Annotated in this window: 18 protein-coding genes and 1 pseudogene; 13 read left to right on the forward strand and 6 right to left on the reverse strand. The window is 35.3% G+C overall.

The window, feature by feature from the left end:
• The first annotated feature begins 5 nt into the window (after positions 1-5).
• The 9 genes from F981_RS04295 (at position 6) to F981_RS04335 (ending at position 11,033) form a co-directional block, all read left to right on the forward strand.
• Positions 6-482 (forward strand): phosphatidylglycerophosphatase A family protein, encoded by a 477-nt coding sequence (locus F981_RS04295; protein ID WP_016539097.1) that lies wholly within the window; start codon positions 6-8, stop codon positions 480-482.
• A gap of 21 nt (positions 483-503) precedes the next feature.
• On the forward strand, positions 504-1,868 hold the full coding sequence (gene glmU / locus F981_RS04300) for a bifunctional UDP-N-acetylglucosamine diphosphorylase/glucosamine-1-phosphate N-acetyltransferase GlmU (protein WP_004718759.1): 1,365 nt from the start codon (positions 504-506) through the stop codon (positions 1,866-1,868).
• A 12-nt stretch (positions 1,869-1,880) separates the two neighbouring features.
• A complete protein-coding gene (gene glmS, locus F981_RS04305) occupies positions 1,881-3,719 on the forward strand; it encodes a glutamine--fructose-6-phosphate transaminase (isomerizing) (RefSeq protein WP_004718760.1) in 1,839 nt (612 codons plus the stop codon).
• Positions 3,720-4,301: 582 nt separating this feature from the next.
• Positions 4,302-5,417 carry a DNA sulfur modification protein DndB gene (gene dndB, locus F981_RS04310; RefSeq protein WP_004718762.1) on the forward strand — a complete coding sequence of 372 codons (1,116 nt, stop codon included), beginning with the start codon at positions 4,302-4,304 and terminating at the stop codon, positions 5,415-5,417.
• Positions 5,414-6,892 carry a DNA phosphorothioation system sulfurtransferase DndC gene (gene dndC, locus F981_RS04315; RefSeq protein ID WP_004718763.1) on the forward strand — a complete coding sequence of 493 codons (1,479 nt, stop codon included), beginning with the start codon at positions 5,414-5,416 and terminating at the stop codon, positions 6,890-6,892. The genes dndB and dndC overlap by 4 nt, the downstream gene beginning before the upstream one ends.
• A complete protein-coding gene (gene dndD, locus F981_RS04320; protein WP_004718765.1) occupies positions 6,889-8,886 on the forward strand; it encodes a DNA sulfur modification protein DndD in 1,998 nt (665 codons plus the stop codon). The genes dndC and dndD overlap by 4 nt, the downstream gene beginning before the upstream one ends.
• Positions 8,867-9,232 carry a DNA sulfur modification protein DndE gene (gene dndE, locus F981_RS04325; RefSeq protein ID WP_004718767.1) on the forward strand — a complete coding sequence of 122 codons (366 nt, stop codon included), beginning with the start codon at positions 8,867-8,869 and terminating at the stop codon, positions 9,230-9,232. The genes dndD and dndE overlap by 20 nt, the downstream gene beginning before the upstream one ends.
• 7 nt (positions 9,233-9,239) lie before the next feature.
• Entirely contained in the window at positions 9,240-9,788 is a 549-nt protein-coding gene (locus F981_RS04330; RefSeq protein ID WP_004718769.1) for a hypothetical protein, read from the forward strand.
• A gap of 15 nt (positions 9,789-9,803) precedes the next feature.
• A complete protein-coding gene (locus F981_RS04335; protein WP_004718771.1) occupies positions 9,804-11,033 on the forward strand; it encodes a DNA phosphorothioation-associated DGQHR protein 1 in 1,230 nt (409 codons plus the stop codon).
• 93 nt (positions 11,034-11,126) lie between these two features.
• On the opposite strand, the gene F981_RS04340 is transcribed toward F981_RS04335, so the two are convergent.
• The 3 genes and pseudogenes from F981_RS04340 to F981_RS23185 all read right to left on the reverse strand — a co-directional run bounded on the left by F981_RS04340 (position 11,127) and on the right by F981_RS23185 (position 13,760).
• The gene (locus tag F981_RS04340) at positions 11,127-12,128 is read right to left on the reverse strand and encodes an O-methyltransferase (RefSeq protein ID WP_004718774.1); all 1,002 of its coding nucleotides are present in this window, start codon (positions 12,126-12,128) and stop codon (positions 11,127-11,129) included.
• A complete protein-coding gene (locus F981_RS04345; RefSeq protein ID WP_004718776.1) occupies positions 12,121-13,479 on the reverse strand; it encodes an ATP-binding protein in 1,359 nt (452 codons plus the stop codon). Before F981_RS04345 ends, F981_RS04340 begins: the two co-directional genes overlap by 8 nt.
• Before the next feature lie 46 nt (positions 13,480-13,525).
• Positions 13,526-13,760, reverse strand: a pseudogene (locus F981_RS23185) (helix-turn-helix domain-containing protein).
• Positions 13,761-14,427: 667 nt separating this feature from the next.
• On the opposite strand from F981_RS23185, the gene F981_RS04355 reads away from it, so the two are divergent.
• Positions 14,428-15,399 (forward strand): cation diffusion facilitator family transporter, encoded by a 972-nt coding sequence (locus F981_RS04355; RefSeq protein WP_004718779.1) that lies wholly within the window; start codon positions 14,428-14,430, stop codon positions 15,397-15,399.
• A gap of 111 nt (positions 15,400-15,510) precedes the next feature.
• Here the strand turns inward: F981_RS04355 and F981_RS04360 are convergent, their stop codons facing one another.
• The 3 genes from F981_RS04360 to F981_RS04370 form a co-directional block, all read right to left on the reverse strand.
• Complete coding sequence (locus F981_RS04360) at positions 15,511-15,831, reverse strand: ArsR/SmtB family transcription factor (protein ID WP_004718782.1); 321 nt, start codon at positions 15,829-15,831, stop codon at positions 15,511-15,513.
• A gap of 139 nt (positions 15,832-15,970) precedes the next feature.
• A complete protein-coding gene (locus F981_RS04365; RefSeq protein ID WP_004718783.1) occupies positions 15,971-16,240 on the reverse strand; it encodes a DUF4031 domain-containing protein in 270 nt (89 codons plus the stop codon).
• A 122-nt stretch (positions 16,241-16,362) separates the two neighbouring features.
• Positions 16,363-16,974 (reverse strand): TetR/AcrR family transcriptional regulator, encoded by a 612-nt coding sequence (locus F981_RS04370; RefSeq protein WP_004718785.1) that lies wholly within the window; start codon positions 16,972-16,974, stop codon positions 16,363-16,365.
• 138 nt (positions 16,975-17,112) lie between these two features.
• On the opposite strand from F981_RS04370, the gene F981_RS04375 reads away from it, so the two are divergent.
• From F981_RS04375 to F981_RS04385, 3 genes are all read left to right on the forward strand, one after another.
• The gene (locus tag F981_RS04375) at positions 17,113-17,730 is read left to right on the forward strand and encodes a nitroreductase family protein (protein WP_004718787.1); all 618 of its coding nucleotides are present in this window, start codon (positions 17,113-17,115) and stop codon (positions 17,728-17,730) included.
• Between the two features lie 326 nt (positions 17,731-18,056).
• Entirely contained in the window at positions 18,057-18,575 is a 519-nt protein-coding gene (locus F981_RS04380; protein WP_004718788.1) for a GNAT family N-acetyltransferase, read from the forward strand.
• On the forward strand, positions 18,572-19,045 hold the full coding sequence (locus tag F981_RS04385) for a 2-thiouracil desulfurase family protein (protein WP_004718791.1): 474 nt from the start codon (positions 18,572-18,574) through the stop codon (positions 19,043-19,045). The genes F981_RS04380 and F981_RS04385 overlap by 4 nt, the downstream gene beginning before the upstream one ends.
• Positions 19,046-19,322: the final 277 nt, after the last annotated feature.

Raw genomic sequence — 19,322 nt, forward strand, 5'->3', positions numbered from 1 at the left:
AAAGTATGACATGGGCTGAACGCTTTATTGTGTTCTGCGGTGTGGGCTTTGGTTCAGGCTTAGCGCCTAAAGCACCAGGTACATTTGGCTCAGCATTTGCGCTTTTGTTTATTCCGATTTGGCTTGCAATTGGTTTTTATGGCTCCATATTGGCCATCATAATCATGTCATTGGTCGGTATTTGGATTTGTGGGAAAACCGCAGAGATTATCCATGTGCATGATGATGGGCGCATTGTTTGGGATGAGTTTGCTGGGCAATCAATCACGTTCCTGCCTTTAATTTATTTAGGACAAATGAATTGGATTTGGGCACTGGTTGGATTTGCACTGTTCCGTTTATTTGATGTCTGGAAACCATGGCCTATTCGTGTCATTGACCAAAAAGTCGATGGTGGCTTTGGGATCATGCTTGACGATATTATTGCAGGCCTCTGGGCAGCAATATGTATCGTGATTTATTTATATTTTAAAATGGCTTAAGCCAGATCTGTTAGGTGTGATATGTCTACAACTGTGATCATTCTTGCTGCAGGTAAAGGAACACGTATGCGTTCTAGTTTACCCAAGGTACTCCAACCTTTAGCAGGACGCCCACTACTCGGTCATGTGATTGAAACAGCAAAACAATTACAAGCAAAAAATATCATTACAATCTTTGGTCACGGTGGTGATCTAGTTCAAAATGCATTTGCACATGAAAATATTCAATGGGTAGAGCAAACCGAACAACTCGGTACGGGTCATGCCGTTAAAGTGACTTTACCTGTTTTGCCCCAAGATGGCATTTCTTTAATCCTTTCTGGTGATGTGCCTTGCGTGCAACAAAGTACCCTACAACGCTTGGTTGATGTATCCAGTCAAACAGGCATCGGTTTAGTCACATTAACGCTTGATGATTCTACTGGCTACGGTCGCATCGTACGTAAGGATGGAAAAATCCAAGCGATTGTTGAACATAAAGATGCTTCTGATGAACAACGTCAAATTAAAGAAATCAACACAGGTATTTACTGTGTCAGCAATGCCAAATTACATGAATGGTTACCTAAACTCAGCAATGACAATGCTCAAGGTGAGTACTACCTCACTGATATCGTGGCAATGGCTTTAGCGGATGGTATGGAAATCGCATCCATTCAACCAGAATTGGCTTTTGAGGTTGAAGGCGTAAATGATCGTATTCAACTTGCAGCATTAGAGCGTGAATTTCAAAATTATCAAGCCAAATTATTGATGCAACAAGGCGTGCATTTGATTGACCCTTCACGTTTTGATTTACGTGGTCAACTCACTGCGGGTACTGACGTTCGTATTGATATTAATGTGATTATTGAAGGTCAATGTACTTTCGGAAATGGCGTTGAAATTGGTGCAGGATGTATTATTAAAAATACCCAAATTGCGGCAGGAACCAAAGTTCAAGCATATAGTGTTTTTGAAGATGCGGTAATTGGTGCAGATGTACACATTGGTCCTTTTGCACGACTACGTCCAGGTGCAAAATTGGCAGATGAAGTTCATATCGGTAACTTTGTTGAAGTGAAAAACACTTCTGTTGGTCTAGGTTCAAAAGCCAATCATTTCACCTATTTAGGCGATGCAGAAATTGGTGCGGGTTCAAACATCGGTGCAGGTACAATTACCTGTAATTATGATGGCGCCAATAAACACAAAACCATCATTGGTGATAATGCCTTTATTGGAACCAACAACTCACTGGTTGCACCGATTAAAATTGGTCATGGCGCAACCACAGGTGCGGGTTCAGTGATTACCCATGATGTAGCAGACAACAGTCTTGCATTTGAACGTGCAAAACAAATTTCGAAAGAAAATTATCAACGTCCCCAAAAGGTCAAGAAATAAGAGGATATTATTATGTGCGGTATTGTTGGTGGCGTTGCTGAACGAAGCATTACAAATATTTTAATTGAAGGCCTAAAACGTCTTGAATATCGTGGTTATGACTCGGCGGGTGTTGCACTGGTTGATCAGGGGCAAATCTTACGTGAACGTCGTGTTGGTAAAGTTGCAAATCTAGAAGGCGCGGTTGCAGAGTCTAATATTTTAGGTTCTGTGGGTATTGCACACACACGTTGGGCAACCCATGGTAAACCAACTGAAAACAATGCCCATCCGCATATTTCTGGGCATGTTGCAGTGGTACATAACGGTATTATTGAAAATTACCAAGAGCTTAAAGATGATCTTGAAGCTTTGGGTTATGTGTTTACATCTCAAACAGATACTGAAGTCGTTGCTCACTTAATTACTGAAGCACTAAAATCATCACCAAATCTATTAAAAGCCGTTGAAGAAATCATACCTCAACTGAAAGGTGCTTATGCACTGGGGATTGTGCATACCGATTACCCAAATGAATTAATTGCTGTTCGTGAAGGCTCACCTTTAGTCATTGGTGTCGGTATTGGTGAGAACTTTATTAGTTCAGACCAATTGGCACTATTACCTGTGACCAACCGTTTTATCTATCTTGAAGAAGGTGATATTGCGCGTTTAACTCGTGAAACGATTGAAGTTTTTGTTAATGATCAATTGGTTGATCGTCCGGTGAAAGAGCTGGATGCAACCGTGAGTAATGCCTCTAAAGGTGAATATAAACACTACATGCTCAAAGAAATTTTTGAGCAACCTGAAGCAATTCAACAAACGATCTCTCAAGCTTTAAATGGCAATACATTACGAGAAGACTTTTTACAAAATGCTGAAATAGATTTTAAAAATGTTCAGCAAGTTCAGGTGCTTGCTTGTGGCACCAGCTACCATGCGGGAATGATTGCAAAATATTGGTTTGAACAACTGATTGATCTGCCTTGCCAAGTTGAAATTGCCAGTGAGTTCCGTTATCGCTCGCCTGTGATTGTAGATAACACCTTGTATGTTTGTATTTCCCAATCAGGTGAAACTGCAGATACCTTGGCTGCATTACGTGATACACAAAAGCGTGCCAAAGCAAAAGGGGTAAATATCTATACCATGACGATTTGTAATGTCGCGACCTCATCTATGGTTCGTGAAACAAATCATCATTTATTAACCCTAGCTGGTCCTGAAATTGGGGTCGCATCAACCAAAGCATTTACCACACAGCTTGCGGCTTTGATGTTATTGACCCTTAAACTTGGTCAAGTTAAGCAAACCATTTCAGCTGAACGTATTGATGAAATCACTTCCGCATTGTGGCATATCCCTAAAGTCATTTTGGATACCTTACAAAATGATGCAGAAATTTTACGTTTGTCTGTTCTGTTCAAAGAGAAACAGCATTGCTTGTTCTTGGGTCGCGGTACAGAATTCCCAATTGCGCTTGAAGGTGCATTAAAACTTAAAGAAATTTCATATATTCATGCCGAAGGTTATGCTGCGGGTGAATTGAAACATGGCCCACTGGCTTTGGTCGACAATGATATGCCTGTGGTGATTCTTGCACCGAATGATGACATGCTGGATAAACTTAAATCCAATATGGAAGAAGTTCAAGCACGTGGTGGTGAACTGTTTGTTTTTGCAGATGAAAATAGCGGTATCGTTGCTAAAGAACGCCAACATGTTGTCTATGTTCCAACGGTCAATACTTGGTTAGCGCCAATCGTTTATAGTGTACCTGTGCAATTGTTGTCTTATCATGTTGCGGTATTACGTGGTACTGACGTAGACCAACCTCGTAATTTAGCAAAATCAGTTACGGTTGAATAATCAATCAGTTACTCATTGAGCATATGTGTATGAAATAAATTAAGTTTTATACACATATCAATAGCTCAAGCAATCCACACAAACCGTGCATTAAAATTGCATGAATGTGTGGATTTTTTTATGCCTATACAAATAGGTAGTCTTTTCAAACTAATCATGAAAATATTATGAACTTAGAATTAGACACATCTGACAATAAGAAACCGCTTTCAATTCGTGTTTTATCACTTAAAGATAACTAGTCAATACAATAGTACTGATAGAGGAAAAATACTTGAGTTTGTAGTCACTCAATTCTTACGTTGGCCAAAAGGAATCTTTAAACATATTTGTTATAAAAATAGTACTTTGAACCATCTTAGAATGAATATTAAGAAGCAGAAAATTTCGGATAATGAACTGATTAGCTTGGAAAATCACTCAATGGGAATGTTTCACCATACTAAAAATTAGCTTCTTAGTTTTCAGATCTGAATATATACTTGTGTATTTTTTAACTTCCATTTTAATAAATTAAACTTCCATTTATGTTATAATTTTCCTGAAGACAAACGTCATTAAAGGCTTTTGAGGTTATTACATATGGATGGAAATTGGTTTGAGTTTGTAGCAATACAAGGTATACAAGCTCGTTCAGCTTTCTATGTCATTATGGTTCCACTCAAGGTTGTACCTAAATTTTTTAAATTTAATGATGAGTCTTTACCAATTACATTAAGGGCTCAACGTTCACTCAATAAATCACGAGTACCTCAAATTAGTCGCTATATGATTGAGAATTTAAATGAATATATTTTATCTTCCTTATGTGCCTCTGTGGATGGTGAAGTAAAATTTGAAGCAAGCTCTAATTCAAATCAATTAGGCAAACTCAAAATTTCAATGTCTGCAACTGTTCTTATTAATGACGGGCAACATAGACGAGCAGCGATAGAAGAAGCGATTAAAGAAAAACCATACTTAGGTGATGAAACAATATCTGTAGTAATTTATGTAGATAAAGGGCTAAAACGTTCTCAACAAATGTTTGCAGATTTAAACATGCATTCTGTCCGTCCATCACAATCTATTAAGCTACTTTATAATCACCGTGATGAGCAAACATATATAACTAAAGATATTATTAAAAAAATCAAATTATTCAATGGTTTTACTGAGTTTGAGAAAACAAGTATTTCTAACAGATCATCAAAATTATTTACATTCAGTTCACTTCATTCAGCAAATCATGAATTTTTGAATTTTAAATCGTCATCGATTTCCTCCAAAGAAAAAATCGATTTGGCAGTTAAGTTTTGGAAACAGGTTATTAGCTTAATTCCTGATTGGCAAAACGTCCAAAATGGTAAAGTATGCTCATCTGAGCTACGTTCTAACTTTATGCATTCTCATGGTATTGCAATTCAAGCATTAGCTCGTGCTGGTAATCTACTAATGATCAATCACCCTGAAGATTGGTCAATGCGATTAAATAAACTCAACAATATAGATTGGTCAAGGCATAACCTTAAAATTTGGACAGGAAGAGCCTTAGTGACTGGTAAAATTAATAAATCACATAGTAATGTCATATTAGTAACAAACTACATTCTAAATACCTTAGGTATGCCTTTACCTTCTGAATACCAAGAAGTTGAAGATAACTTTTTGAAATCTATGAGTGAAAGTCAACTTTATACGCAAGGAGTTAGTGTATGAGCTTTTTTAATACAAACACTTTGCACGATGTCTATACAGTAATACAGAATGTTTATTTATCCGATAAAAAACCTTGGGTTGTAGGATACTCAGGCGGAAAAGACTCTACTTGTACATTGCAATTAGTTTGGAATGCTTTAGCAAAACTACCTCAAGAAAAACGACAAAAGCCTGTTTATGTCATTAGTTCAGATACTTTAGTAGAAACGCCTGTAATTGTTCGCTATATAGATAAAAATTTAGAAAACATTCAAAAAACTTCTGATGTTCAAGGCATGCCTTTCATTGTTCAAAAAGTTAGTCCGAGAGTAGATCGAAGCTTTTGGGTTAATTTATTAGGACGAGGATATCCAGCTCCAAGCAACAAATTTAGGTGGTGTACTGAGCGTTTAAAAATTGAGCCCGCAAATGAGTTTATTACTCAACGAGTTGCCGAATTTGGAGAAGTAATTGTTGTCTTGGGAGTTCGATCTGCTGAAAGTGCAACTCGTGCACAAGTAATCGCAATGCACAAAATTGAAGGATCTAATTTAGCACGACATTCATCATTACCAAATGCTTTTGTTTTTGCACCGATTGAATCGTTTACTACTGATGATGTATGGAATTTTCTTTTACAGAATACATCTCCTTGGAACAACAATAATCGTGAATTAGTCACGATGTATCGAAATGCACAAGCTGGTGAATGTCCTTTAGTTGTTGATAAATCAACACCTAGTTGTGGTAATTCTCGCTTTGGTTGCTGGGTTTGTACTGTTGTTCAACAGGATAAATCTATGGAAGCTATGGTCGAATCAGGTGAAGAATGGCTTGAACCTCTACTTAAATTTCGTGATTTGCTTTCTTCAACTCAAGACCCTGATAAAAAATATATTTATCGGGAAGTAAAACGTCGTAATGGTCAAGTGGCATTTAATCATTCGAATGGTAAACATGTCCCTGGACCTTATAAGCTTTCTTTCTGCAAAGAGCTTCTAACTAAACTTTTAGAAACTCAAAAGCAAGTACAAAAAGACGCTCCAATTGGTGAAAAACCAACCTTAATCCATGCGAATGAATTACATGAAATTCGTCGTATTTGGCGATCAGAACGAGGAGATTGGGCTGACTCTATCCCTAAAATTGTTCATAATACGTTAGGTATAGATCTAGATTGGCATATTGAAGATAGTGTTTTATACAACGATCAAGACTACACTTTATTAGACCAAATCTGTCAGGACCACAATATTCCGACTGAATTATTAGTTAAGTTAATTGATGTCGAAAAAGCTTCTCACGGTTTAAAACGTAGACATAACATACATCACCGGCTTGCAAAAGTTTTAAATGAAGAATGGCGTGATCTCAATACAATTATTGCATCACGTGAATCTCTAGATTCATCAGATGATGTAGATGAAGATTTTTTAATAGAAAGTGATTCTACCCCTCAAATGGATTTGCTTCGTGAAACAGGAGCAAAAGCATGATTATCAAAAAACTGGTTCTTGATAATGTAGGTTTATATGGGGAGTCTACATCATTCTCTTTAATGCCAAATCGTAATCAAGATCAATCAATCATTCTCATTGGCGGTAAAAATGGTGCAGGGAAGACTACATTCCTTGAGTCGGTTAGATTAGCATTGTATGGTAAACGAGCTTTAGGTTTAGTCACTTCTCAAAAGAAATATGAAGAGTATTTAGAAAGTAGAATCAACAGAAATAATAAAAAGTCATCTGCAAGTATTGAACTTACTTTTATTTATACGGAAGCAAACCAACCTGCTGAATACACCATTCAAAGATCATGGTACATAAATAATCATATTCTCACTGAAAAATTAAACTTAACTAAAAATGGTGAACAGGTTACTAGTGTCCCTAAAGAGGAATGGTCAAATTTTTTATTAGAGTTGGTTCCGATCGGCGTATCTCAACTGTTCTTCTTTGATGGAGAAAGAATCCAGGATATGGCTGAGGATAATAATTCTGCCTTATCTGAAGCGGTTAAAACACTATTAGGAATAGATTTAATCGAAAAATTGAAATTTGATTTAAATACTCATTTAAATCAAAGTAAATTATCTAAAAAGAAAATCATTGACCAAGAAAGTATTAACAAAACTATTTCAAAGTTAAAAAAAGATCGAGAGTTTTTGTTACATGAAGTCAAATCTCTTAATTTTCAAAAAGAAGGTTTACTTAATGATTTGGAGCAAAAAAAGCAAAGATTCATCTCTGAGGGCGGCAATGTAGCTCTGAAGTACGATCAGTTAAAAGCAAAGCTTTCAACAATTAATAAAGAAATTACTGCTTGTAGACAAGAACTTGTTAGCCTTGCCAACGGGTTGTTGCCATTTTTAATGGCTCCAAAACTCATGCAAAAATTTAAGTTAGAGTTGAAACAATCTATCGAGCATTCACAAACAACCTATTCTCCTGAATATATATTAGAACAGCTTAATTTATTTAAAATGTCAGCTCTTCCTAAACAGGGCAAATGGGATCAATCACATTGGTCAGATTTAGAAATTTTTTTTTCCAAGCAGTTAAACTATACTAATCCCCCTACTAACTCTATTTTTAGTGAGTTAGATGATCCGATTAGTACTTTATCTAACTTAGACCTATTGGATACAGAAACTAAGATTCATGCCTCTAATCTTTCAAAAAAATTTAATGAGTTAAATTTAAGTAAGGAAGCTACTGAGTTTTCAATTTCTAGAGCAGAGAGCGTTAGTGACAAAAACTCATATTTAGATGAACTACTTTTACAGGAACGTAAGCTAGGGGAAATTAATGCGTTATTAGCTCATAAGGATAATGAGCTAAATAAAGTTGAATATGAGATTACATCAACTAACCTTAAATTAGAGCGTGCTGTAAGTGAAAATGCCTCAATCACACAACAGAGTATTAAGGACACACTTGCAGCAAAAAGTATTAAAGTCCTCATCGATTTTCAGTTAAAACTTTTTGCTAAGAAAATTTTAGAAGTTAAAAAGAATTTTATTGATATATTCAATTCTTTATTACGAAAAAACAATTACATCACAGATATTGAAATAGATCCAAAAACTTTTGCAACTAAACTTATGAGTGAAAAAGGAAAAGAGATTTCGAAACAATCTCTTTCCGCTGGTGAAAAGCAGATTTATGCTATCGCTATTCTATGGGCATTAGCAAAAACAAGTGGTCGTAATTTACCAATGATTATTGATACTCCTTTAGGACGTTTAGATCGGGAGCATCGAGATAATTTGATGAAATATTATTTCCCACATGTTAGTCATCAAGTCATTATTCTTTCTACGGATACTGAAATTGATGAACAATATGTTCATCAATTGAAGAACAATATTTCTGAAGTATATTTATTAGACTACAATGAGTCTAAAGGTTTCACAGAAGTAAAAACTCAATATTTTGAATTAAATCATCGTTCAACTCAGGAGAAAAAAATTGCACTACACCAAGCTTAAAATTTCTTCTGAAGCAACAAGCAAACTGCGTACTCTAAAGAGTCGGACTGGTCTTACACCAAACTTGCTTTGTCGTATGGCATTAATGTACTCATTAGAAGAAGGCGCTATTGAAGAGAATACCCCTCTTCCTAATGAGGATGGTTCTGAGTTTAATGCTTATACACTTACAGGTGATAATACAGATCTTTTTTTGACACTGATCAATTATATTGAAAACAAAGATAAAAAACAGCTAGATAATAAAATTATACTTGATAAAATGCGTAGTCACATACATCGAGGTGTCGGTTTCCTTGTCATTAGGATTAAATCACCTCACGACATCCTTAAAATAATACAGTAACTTTCTTATGAAAAACACTGAAACTCAAGAAACTTCAGCAAATGAACACAATGGATTTGTTGAAGCAAAAGAATACATACTCACACAAATAAAAAAGCCTATAAAACATGTAACTTTTTGGTTTGCATTTTGTTTTGGTATAGTTGTCTTAGCAGCTTCAGGATTTTGGTTTGAATTTCTAAAATATACAGGGTCTCCGAATTCTACCGATGGAATGAAAATAGCCTTAATTTTTTTTATTCTCCCATTAATTAACACAGCTGCTCTTCAGTTATGTTTGCATAACGATCTAAAAAAATCTGTTAAAGCTAGTATATTTTCCATTACTATTATTATAGATTTTATTTGTTGGGCTCTACTTTATTTTGATCCTGGATTTAATAGTTGGCAATTTGTCATTTGTCTTATCATCGCTCTAACTATTTCACTATTAATGGCATGGCTACAATCTTCTTTGAATGAAGATTTTTATGATTACCCAACTCCTGATGCACCAATTGGAGGCTCAACCACCACACCAATGAATGGGGAAATGCCCAAAAATATTAAGTTTTAAGTAGGGTATAATATTATGCAATTTCCAATTACTGTACCAGCAATAAAAATTAAACAACCACTAGGAACATTCTATGCAGTTTCCTTACCAGCAGAAGTACTCTTAGAAACATGTTTTAGTGATCGTATGTGTGCTCAAAAAGAACTTGTTGGTTATTCATTGAAAGGAACTCAACGAGTAACTAGAGACAATCGCCTTCAACAAATTGCTGAATATATTGACAGAGTAGACTCAGCTTTTCCAAACTCTATAATATTAGCTGCTAATTACCATGAAACAGGTTATACATTAGAAGAGTACTTAGAAATACAATCAGAAAGTGATTCTTCCGACTATGAAACTCAACTTTTATCATCTGAATGGAAAATAACGCATTTAGGAGAGAAACTTTATGAGCTCACTATACCATCACCTAAAAAATTAGCTGCCATAATTGATGGGCAACATAGACTATTTGGTTTCGCTAGTAAACATCTTCAAAACCCTGAAAGATTACAGATGGAACTTCTCTGTTCTATATATGTTGATTTGCCTAAAGCCTATCAAGCTCAAATATTTGCTACAATAAATTCAACTCAAAAACAAGTTGATAAAAGCTTAACATATGAATTATATGGATATAATATTTCAGATGAGAAGTCTGAATATTGGACACCCGATAAACTAGCAGTCTTTTTTACTCGTAAATTAGCAACAGATTCAGATTCACCTTTACTCGGTAGAATTAAAATTGCACCAAAAGTTGATGAAGAACTTGAGGCTCTAGGTGAAAATAAAATATGGAAAGTTTCCACTGCTGTTATTGTTGAAGGGATCATGAAATTAATTACTTCAAATCCTACTAAAGACTCCAACTACTTGCTTGGTGAAAAAACGTTAAAACGAATGGACTTAGTAAAATCTAATAGAAACGATAAATCTCCATTAAGACACTTATATCTTCAAAATAATGATATTTCAATTTATAAAATTATTATGAACTATGTTATTGCTTGTAATACTGTTTTTTGGAAAAAAGCACCTAAAAATTCTTTTATTATCAAAACAGTTGGAATTCAAGCACTTTTTGATATATTAAAATTAAGAGTTTCAAAAGCTTATGATGAAGATGAGAATGTTTCTATTGAATATTTCATAAATTTACTACAGCCTGCTAGCATTATTGATTTTACAGATGATCAGTTCAATGCTTCTGGTTCAGGTCGTTCTAAAATTCGTAGAGCATTAGAAAGCAAAATTAATTAAGCAACAGAAAATCATCTTAATCATAACTCTTGATCAAATCATTTATAATAGATAGCTAGTGCTTACAATAAAATTTTTATTGTAAGCACTAGATTAATAGGCTTCAATCTCCGTAAATGCTGGAAAATACTTATACAGTTTCTTAAATGAGCTAATCTCATCATTAGTAAAATATTTAATTTGATCATCATCCAACTCACCGTCTAAGTTACTAACAATTTCACTTAAATATCTAATTTCTCGGATTGTCAGATTTGCTGGATCAATATCATAAGGTTCTTCCATATTCTCTGAACAAAACTCAAACTCACCTAATTTCATTAATTCATAATTAGCAAAATGCTTATTGTGAATTAAAATCCATCCAATTGTTGCCATTGGAGCACCATCACGGTAAGTAAAACTAAATAAAGGCTTAATTAAGAATTTCTCATTGGTATCTTCAATAAATTCATTACGTTCACTGATGACCTTGTCTAGCACTGATTCCAAAATAGGAATCAATCGTTTTAAAAATTTAAATTTATCTGATAATCCTCTTGTATCCATAGTAGGATCAATATGTGAAGTTCCAAATAATTCCTCAAACCACTGTAAATACGGATTAACAGTGGTATCAGGAAATTTTCTACTTAATTGCTCTTCTTTCGGAGCCGTATAATTAAAGCTTAAAGCAAAAACAGAACCTGAGTTTAGTTTTCTTGCCAAATTACAGCAATCATCCACCATTGTTTGATCAAATGAACCATCATAATCAAACCAAACTATCGAAGGCTCATTTATACCTTCTTTAGCCATAAGCCATTCTGATGATCTTTCAAAACAAATTTCAATACATTGAAATGGCTTATTAAAATTATATCTTTCTGAATTTTCAATATCCTGTTCCAAGCTAATCATTTTTTTTAAATTTATGCTTTTATGAAATAGCGTAAAATCTGTAAAATATTTTGAACCAAATCCTATATATTGATATTCCTTAAGTGGATAAAATACAAATAGACGAGAGAGAATATCTCGTATCATTTTTCTCTCAATGGATTTTCCTGGTCGGACAGAATAGTTAATTTTTTGCCCAGAAATTCTACTACTCATTACCAACCTCATAACTAAAATAGTAATTAAAAGTTTTCAAGCCCACTTCACTTTTAATATCAGTTCCCAATAATTCTGCAACTCTTTCGAATTTATCAGTATCAATTAAATACTGAATTCTAGTTTCATTGGAAGGTTCTGCTGTCAAATTGGCTTTAGGAATCTTTAATGGTCTACTTGTATGAATGTTTGAAATTGCTTTTGGCTTTGATTTTGCTATTGCCGTTGCCAAAGGAGCAACATTAATTCGTCCCTCATCTAGGTATTTAGATTCTTTTACTCTATTATTCAGAAACGAAAGGATCTGCCTCATTACCTCTTTCATCAGAATTAAAGTTTTTCTATAAGTTGCATTATCTGTATCAATACCAGTCTTTGTTGTAGTCCACGGTAATTTACTCGAATCTTCACAATTAAATTCAACTATACCTCTAAAAAAAGCATGATCTGGATGATACTTACGTATCCCATCTGTGTCCCAACCAGTTATAGAGCTTTGTTCAGCTGCAACTACTAGTCGCCCATTACAAATAATATACCAACCACCTTTTGCTAAATTTCTTTCAGATATCCCTGCAATAATTTTAACTTCTACATCGCCAAATTTTTTAATGATAATTGTTGGACTAATTTCATCATTATCGTAAAAAGTTATTGGATAAGGTTTAACTACTTTATTGTTAATTCTTATTATCATGCCTTGGCGTAAACATTTAAAATGGGATTGTGAAATTTGTCGGATTAATGAAGATTCAAATTCCTCTTCACTTAGTAATTTAGATATCTGTGGATATAGCTCTTCTACTTTGATATATGTTGAGTTTTCGCTAACATTCTGATCAATCTCATAGCTAAATTCCCATTCATTTGATTGATCATCATTTTTCCATTGATCAACATCAACAGCTATTCTAAATCCATCTTCTGAATTGTGTTTTGAACATACAAGAAATGATTTACCTAATTTAAATAATGTCCTTTTCATACCCACGCCAAATTGACCTACTGAATTTGGTGTCGTAGGTGAATCTGAAGGCCGACCAAAACGAAATGCATAATTTTTAGCTACATCTATTGGCATTCCACCACAATTATCATAAATTTCAAATTTCTCAGACGAAAAATTTATATCAATTGTAGGAGTATTTTCTTCTTTTTCATCAGAATTAGATTCTGTATCTAAATTTTCATCCTCATTATAGTCGATATTTCTTAGTAAATTATTACTATTAGCAGCATCTACACTATTATCAATTAAATCTAATATTGCTCTATCTAACGGTATATCTCTAGTCAGCATAGTTATAAAGAATTCTTTTGTTGGATTCGCTTTAATTGAATTTCCAGTCATAATCAAGCACTCTAAATGATAAATAAATTTTACATTGAATAATTTTTTAAAACATAGACGAAATTATATCAGGTAGAAGCCTACCTGGAGGTATTTTTAAATACATAGCCAACTCATAAATTTTTTCCAGTGTTAGATTCACCTCTCCTCTTTCAATCCTACCTAAATAACTCCGATCCATGTCACAAGAGCAATGCCTATTGCTCTTGTGACATGTTTCTTTCTTTTCTGTATTTACGAACTAATTGTCCAAATTGAATGACAAGCTCTAACATAAACATTCGAATGCTTAAAAAACAGAACTATCACTGTTTGAGGACTATATATTCATGGATTATAATCCTTTTTTGAATTTTCTAATTTTCCTTTATTAAACAAATAGCTTCTCCTATCTTTCAATCTTTATCTTGTTCTTCTGTATCAAAACCAAATTTGTAACCAATTGAAACTTTCTAAAGAAGAAAAGTAAAGAATGAGCCAACAACAGCTTTAATATACTACTAAGAAAATTTGTTCAACATAGTCACTTGATGAAGAATGTCCCATACAATCCAAGGCTTTTAATATTTGTTGAAACAAAAAGTATGCCTACATTTAGATAGAAAACAATTTGAAAGTAAAATCGTTAAAAATGATTCCGTGAAGTTCGGATTCAAGACCAAGGAGCTAAAAGAAAAGCAAAAGCATATGAAAACTAAATAAAGTTCTATGAACAAGTGGTTATAAACTTTCCAGAACTAAAACTATAAAACGGAAAAATCAATTATGCCAAAATTAAATCAGTCCGTTTTAAAACTTCATTCTGTTTTATTAAACCTAAGTGCCTTATGGCATCAGTTTTTTGAATTTTTTGATTCACAATGCAATAAAAAATTAACATGAAGTTATTTGACAAAACAAACATATGAACATATATTCATATGTAAATAATCCAATTCAGAGGTCCTTATGGGACACAATCATAATCACCCCCATAATAGCCATAGTGATCACAACCACGCACATGTACCTGAAGCAACTACAGGAAATGAAAGAAAAATTCTGATTTCTTTCTTCATTATTTTCAGTTTTATGCTTGTTGAAGCTGCTGGGGGAATCATATCTGGTTCACTGGCACTGTTAGCTGATGCAGGCCATATGATGACGGATGCACTTGCATTAGGATTAGCATATGCAGCGTTTCGCTTTGGCCGTCGTACTGCGGATAAATCACGTACTTTCGGCTATATGCGCTTTGAAGTGATTGCAGGTCTGATCAATTCTCTAACATTGTTTGGGATTGTTGGATGGATCGTCTATGAAGCGATTGTACGCTTTCAATCACCTCAACCCGTACTTGCAGGACCGATGTTTATTGTCGCAATTGTTGGTATGTTGGTGAATATCTTTGTTTTATGGTACCTCACACGAGATGATACGGATCATGTAAATATCAAAGGTGCAATTCTGCACGTGATGGGTGACTTATTGGGTTCTGTTGCTGCAATTATCGCTGCAATCGTCATCTGGTACTCAGGCTGGACACCGATTGATCCGATTTTGTCTGTGCTTGTATCATTACTTGTATTGCGCAGTGCATGGTCTTTGTTTAAACAAACCATTCATATTTTATTAGAAGGTGCGCCTGCCAATGCGAATACAACAGATATCACCACTCACTTATTAAAATCCGTTCAAGGTATTCAGAAAATTAGCCATATTCATGTATGGATGATTACTTCAGGAAGAGCAATGGCAACATTACATGTCCAACCTGAAGCAGGTGTTGATATCAAGACACTCACCGAACAAATTGAACATGAATTAAAAACCAAATTTGATATTGAACATCCAACTGTCGCGATTGATTGGCAAGGTGATAGCAGCTGTAGCCTTGAAAAACCGACAAAAATTGATCCTCATGCTGGACATAGTCATTAAGATCAATATGGATCAAGCACAAAATGCCACAAGGTCATTGATTGTTGCCTTGTGGCATCCACATTTTGAAATTCACTTTGCTTTTAATAATCGATTTAAAAAATAGAAAATTTAACCACACTGCTCTTCTGCAATATGTTTTGCCATATCAGACAGAACATGACTGACATGCGTATCAGCGATTTCATATAAGACTTGTTTGGCCTGACGCTCACTTTTCACCAAGCGTGCTGAACGTAATAAACGTAAATGATGACTAACCAAAGATTGCGACAAATCGAGTGCTTCACAGATATCGCCAACTGGACTAGGTCCACGCATACAGAATAAAAGAATTCTGAGACGTGAGGCATCTCCTAAAAGTCGAAAAGTTTCAGCCAGAATAATAATCTCGTCTTGCGATATTTCTGTTGAGCCGTCTTTAAAAGTCATATATTAATCACAATCGTTGTTCATAATTTTTCATCATAAAAGATTCTACTCTTGTGCTTCTCATAAGGACAAGACTTAATCGCGATAAAGTATTTTTCTGGAGATACGGTTTTATCAAGCTGAAATAAAAACCAATACTTTATAAAGATTGGTTGAGTTGTAGCTTCAGCTTTTTTCCACAGGCAATAATGGTTTTTCGATCGGCATCAATTGCGCCATAAGCAATCGCCATTACACGCATTTGCAGGGTAATATCATAATGCGGATAAGAGGCAGAGCGATGAAATAAACGGGCATCGATTTCCAGCATTTGCGCAAAGTGATGTAATTCCTCCAGTGTATCTGCCATCAAATGACACCATTCTTGGCCTTTAAATGGAACTTTTGCACGATCAACATACACGCTCATAACAAGATTCATTTTCCCTATTTCGGATTGATTATCCCATGCAATTCACCTATAAATGAATAAGGGCAACTCATATGGATAATAGATCAATAAAACTGGACTAAGTTGAGACTTTAGAAGACCTAACGATTTGTATGTTCTTCCCAATTCCGCATGATTTCAGTGATTGCATCATGGAGTACTTGATGAGATACACCATCACGAGCCAAGACCGTAATCCCTTGTAGAAAACCATTAAATACCGCAGCAAAGGCTTCAACCTTGGTTTGGGCTACAAGCTCACCTGAATCAACTGCACGTTGAATACATTGTTCGAATCCCGCTCGTGTAAGTGCACGTTGCTCAGCCAATAAGCTTTGAACATGCTGATGTTCAGGTGAACAGGTATTTGCTGCAATTACAATAAAACATCCTTTAGGATGTGTTTTCTCTGTCTGCATTTTGGCAGAACGTCGTAAAGCCAATTCAATCGCATCACGAGGTGGTAGATGTTGATCCCATAAGCTGAGATTGACCTGACCATATGTTGTTGAGTAACGTTCAACGACTTCCTGAAACAATTTCTCTTTTGAACCAAAAGCAGCATAAAAACTAGGAGCTGTAATCCCACCCCCAATATTTTCTTTTAATAAAGCTAATGAAGTCGATTCATAACCATACTCCCAAAACAAATGCATCGCCTGTTGAATCGCCTCATCTCGGTCAAACGCTCGGGGACGGCCCATTTTAGCCATTAAAAGCTCCTACTTCTATCCACTTATATACTAATCGATATAAAAGTTATTGACAACTTGAGCAACCGCACTTACATTTATATCGTTCGATACATAATTAATTAAAAAATGTTCAGCTCCCCAATGAGAGGAATCATCATGACTAACGTCATTATCAAATCTATCATGAGTCGTACAACAACTAACCTATACGACCCAAGCATCACCTTGAGCGATGAACAAATTTATGAACTGGTAAAAATCGCAACGACTGCACCCACATCTTTTAATTTCCAGAACTGGCGTTTTATTGCAGTACGCACAGCCGAAGCCAAAGCTCGGCTACGTAAAATTGCTTGGGATCAGCCTAAAATTACTGATGCTGCTGTGACGTTCATCATTTGTGGTCAATTAATCGATTACCGCATACTGCCAGAGCGTCTAACACCAGCCGTAGAAGCTGGTTTCATGCCAGCAGAAATGGTGTCTGTGCTGGAAAATGCTTCACGTGGTCTATATTTTGAGCAACCGCAGCGTCAACGTGATGAGGCCATACGTACTGGGAGTATTGGTGCAACAACACTTATTTATGCAGCTCATGCACTGGGCCTAGGCTCAACACCCATGATCGGTTTCGATGCTCATGCTGTGACCAAAGAATTTTCCTTATCTGATAACGAAATCCCTGTTCTACTTCTTTCTGTAGGTAAAGCCCTCCCTGAAAACTGGCCACAAAAACCACGTCGCCCAGTTAACGAAGTACTGGATTTTATTTAATCAAATAGGTGAGAAACGATTATTACCATGATGTATGTATTGCGTATTTAAATTAGTAATCTTGGTCGTCGTCCGTCGCTATACCTCGAGGTGAAATAATAAGTCTAATGAGCGACAACGTGGATTGAAGCCCACTTCTAGAATCTAGAGCCATAAGATGATTTTGGTTGGTCATAGCAGGAGGTTCTGCGAAATAGATCTTTCTTGGAAAGCACTAGTCACACTTCCTGAAGCCAATATAATCAGCTAAGATTATCCCATGAAATTCATACATGATTGAATACAAATTCAAGGTATAGCAAAGCGTCATTTGATGACAAAATATAATGAAAATTTATCCAGCCACACCAATCCATCTCAAGCAACTCAATCAGCTTGCCTGCACCACATATCGCCAACATTTTGCTGATCTTTGGTCAGAACAAGGCCTACAAAATTTTCTCAATCAAAATTTTAGTTTAGAAAATTTGTCCGAATCTCTACGAGATCCTGATCAAGTTTGGCTATTGCTTGAAAATGAACAAGCGCAAATTATTGGATATGCCAAGTTAAATCTCAACCAATATGAACCACATTTAGATATTACTGGTGCAGAATTACAGAAAATTTATTTACTTGAAAATTCTGTTGGAAAAAATTTTGCATCTACGCTCATGCAAAATGCGATTGATATTGCACGTGAACATCAACAAGCTTCTGTCTTTTTAGAAGTATTGAAAACCAATATACGTGCAAAAAAATTCTATCAAAATTTTGCTTTTACAGAAAAATTAAGCATCGACTTTAAAACCGATTTATATGATATTGGTATGGATTTAATGCAACTCGAATTAACCTCAAGATGATGAAAAAATATCTGATTAGTGCATGTCTTGTAGGTGAAAATGTTCGCTACGATGCCAAGAACTGCCTACAACACAAGCTTAAACAACTGCTAGACAAGCAACAAGCCGTGGTGATTTGCCCTGAAGTTGCAGGTGGCTTAAGCACACCTCGACAGCCCGCTGAAATCGTAGGTGGTGATGGTTATCAAGTTTTAAAAGGACAAGCCAAAGTAAAAGATGCCAATGGTGATGATGTTTCAGCTGAATTTATTTTGGGTGCAGAAAAAACCCTAAAACTTGCCCAATACCATCAAGTTACACATATTATTTTAAAAGCCAACAGTCCTTCTTGTGGTTCACAGATGATTTATGATGGATCATTTTCAGGGCATAAAATATCAGGCAAAGGGGTTACAGCAGCCCTACTTGAACAACATGGCTTTAGTGTACTCACTGAAGATGAGTTTTTAAAACAGTTAGCGCATGAATAAGCACTATAAATAAAAAGAGAGCCAAGGCTCTCTAAATGAAAGGTAAATTTTAAAATAGTATTAGGGTCTGTTGACAATTCGTCTATGTTTGCGACTACGTGTGTTTTTTAGGCGATACTAGGCGCGAAATACGAAATTTAGTTATTCTAAATGAGTGGTTCGTAACGACGTAGCGGCAAAAAACACGCTAGTCCCGAAGGGTTGTGGCTAAAATTATCTCAGCCTTCGTTATGAAACTCGAAAATAGTCTCGCTATTCTCTTCGTTTCATGCCTTGC

It is taken from the genome of Acinetobacter guillouiae CIP 63.46, from assembly GCF_000368145.1.
Classification (GTDB): Bacteria; Pseudomonadota; Gammaproteobacteria; order Pseudomonadales; family Moraxellaceae; genus Acinetobacter; species Acinetobacter guillouiae.

Excerpts from the sequence above, each read along its gene's own strand:
- F981_RS04295 (WP_016539097.1), top strand. The coding sequence starts at position 6 with ATGACATGGGCTGAACGCTTTATTGTGTTCTGCGGTGTGGGCTTTGGT.
- glmU (WP_004718759.1), top strand. The coding sequence starts at position 504 with ATGTCTACAACTGTGATCATTCTTGCTGCAGGTAAAGGAACACGTATG.
- glmS (WP_004718760.1), top strand. The coding sequence starts at position 1,881 with ATGTGCGGTATTGTTGGTGGCGTTGCTGAACGAAGCATTACAAATATT.
- dndB (WP_004718762.1), top strand. The coding sequence starts at position 4,302 with ATGGATGGAAATTGGTTTGAGTTTGTAGCAATACAAGGTATACAAGCT.
- dndC (WP_004718763.1), top strand. The coding sequence starts at position 5,414 with ATGAGCTTTTTTAATACAAACACTTTGCACGATGTCTATACAGTAATA.
- dndD (WP_004718765.1), top strand. The coding sequence starts at position 6,889 with ATGATTATCAAAAAACTGGTTCTTGATAATGTAGGTTTATATGGGGAG.
- F981_RS04330 (WP_004718769.1), top strand. The coding sequence starts at position 9,240 with ATGAAAAACACTGAAACTCAAGAAACTTCAGCAAATGAACACAATGGA.
- F981_RS04335 (WP_004718771.1), top strand. The coding sequence starts at position 9,804 with ATGCAATTTCCAATTACTGTACCAGCAATAAAAATTAAACAACCACTA.
- F981_RS04340 (WP_004718774.1), bottom strand. The coding sequence starts at position 12,128 with ATGAGTAGTAGAATTTCTGGGCAAAAAATTAACTATTCTGTCCGACCA.
- F981_RS04345 (WP_004718776.1), bottom strand. The coding sequence starts at position 13,479 with ATGACTGGAAATTCAATTAAAGCGAATCCAACAAAAGAATTCTTTATA.
- F981_RS04355 (WP_004718779.1), top strand. The coding sequence starts at position 14,428 with ATGGGACACAATCATAATCACCCCCATAATAGCCATAGTGATCACAAC.
- F981_RS04360 (WP_004718782.1), bottom strand. The coding sequence starts at position 15,831 with ATGACTTTTAAAGACGGCTCAACAGAAATATCGCAAGACGAGATTATT.
- F981_RS04365 (WP_004718783.1), bottom strand. The coding sequence starts at position 16,240 with ATGAGCGTGTATGTTGATCGTGCAAAAGTTCCATTTAAAGGCCAAGAA.
- F981_RS04370 (WP_004718785.1), bottom strand. The coding sequence starts at position 16,974 with ATGGCTAAAATGGGCCGTCCCCGAGCGTTTGACCGAGATGAGGCGATT.
- F981_RS04375 (WP_004718787.1), top strand. The coding sequence starts at position 17,113 with ATGACTAACGTCATTATCAAATCTATCATGAGTCGTACAACAACTAAC.
- F981_RS04380 (WP_004718788.1), top strand. The coding sequence starts at position 18,057 with ATGAAAATTTATCCAGCCACACCAATCCATCTCAAGCAACTCAATCAG.
- F981_RS04385 (WP_004718791.1), top strand. The coding sequence starts at position 18,572 with ATGATGAAAAAATATCTGATTAGTGCATGTCTTGTAGGTGAAAATGTT.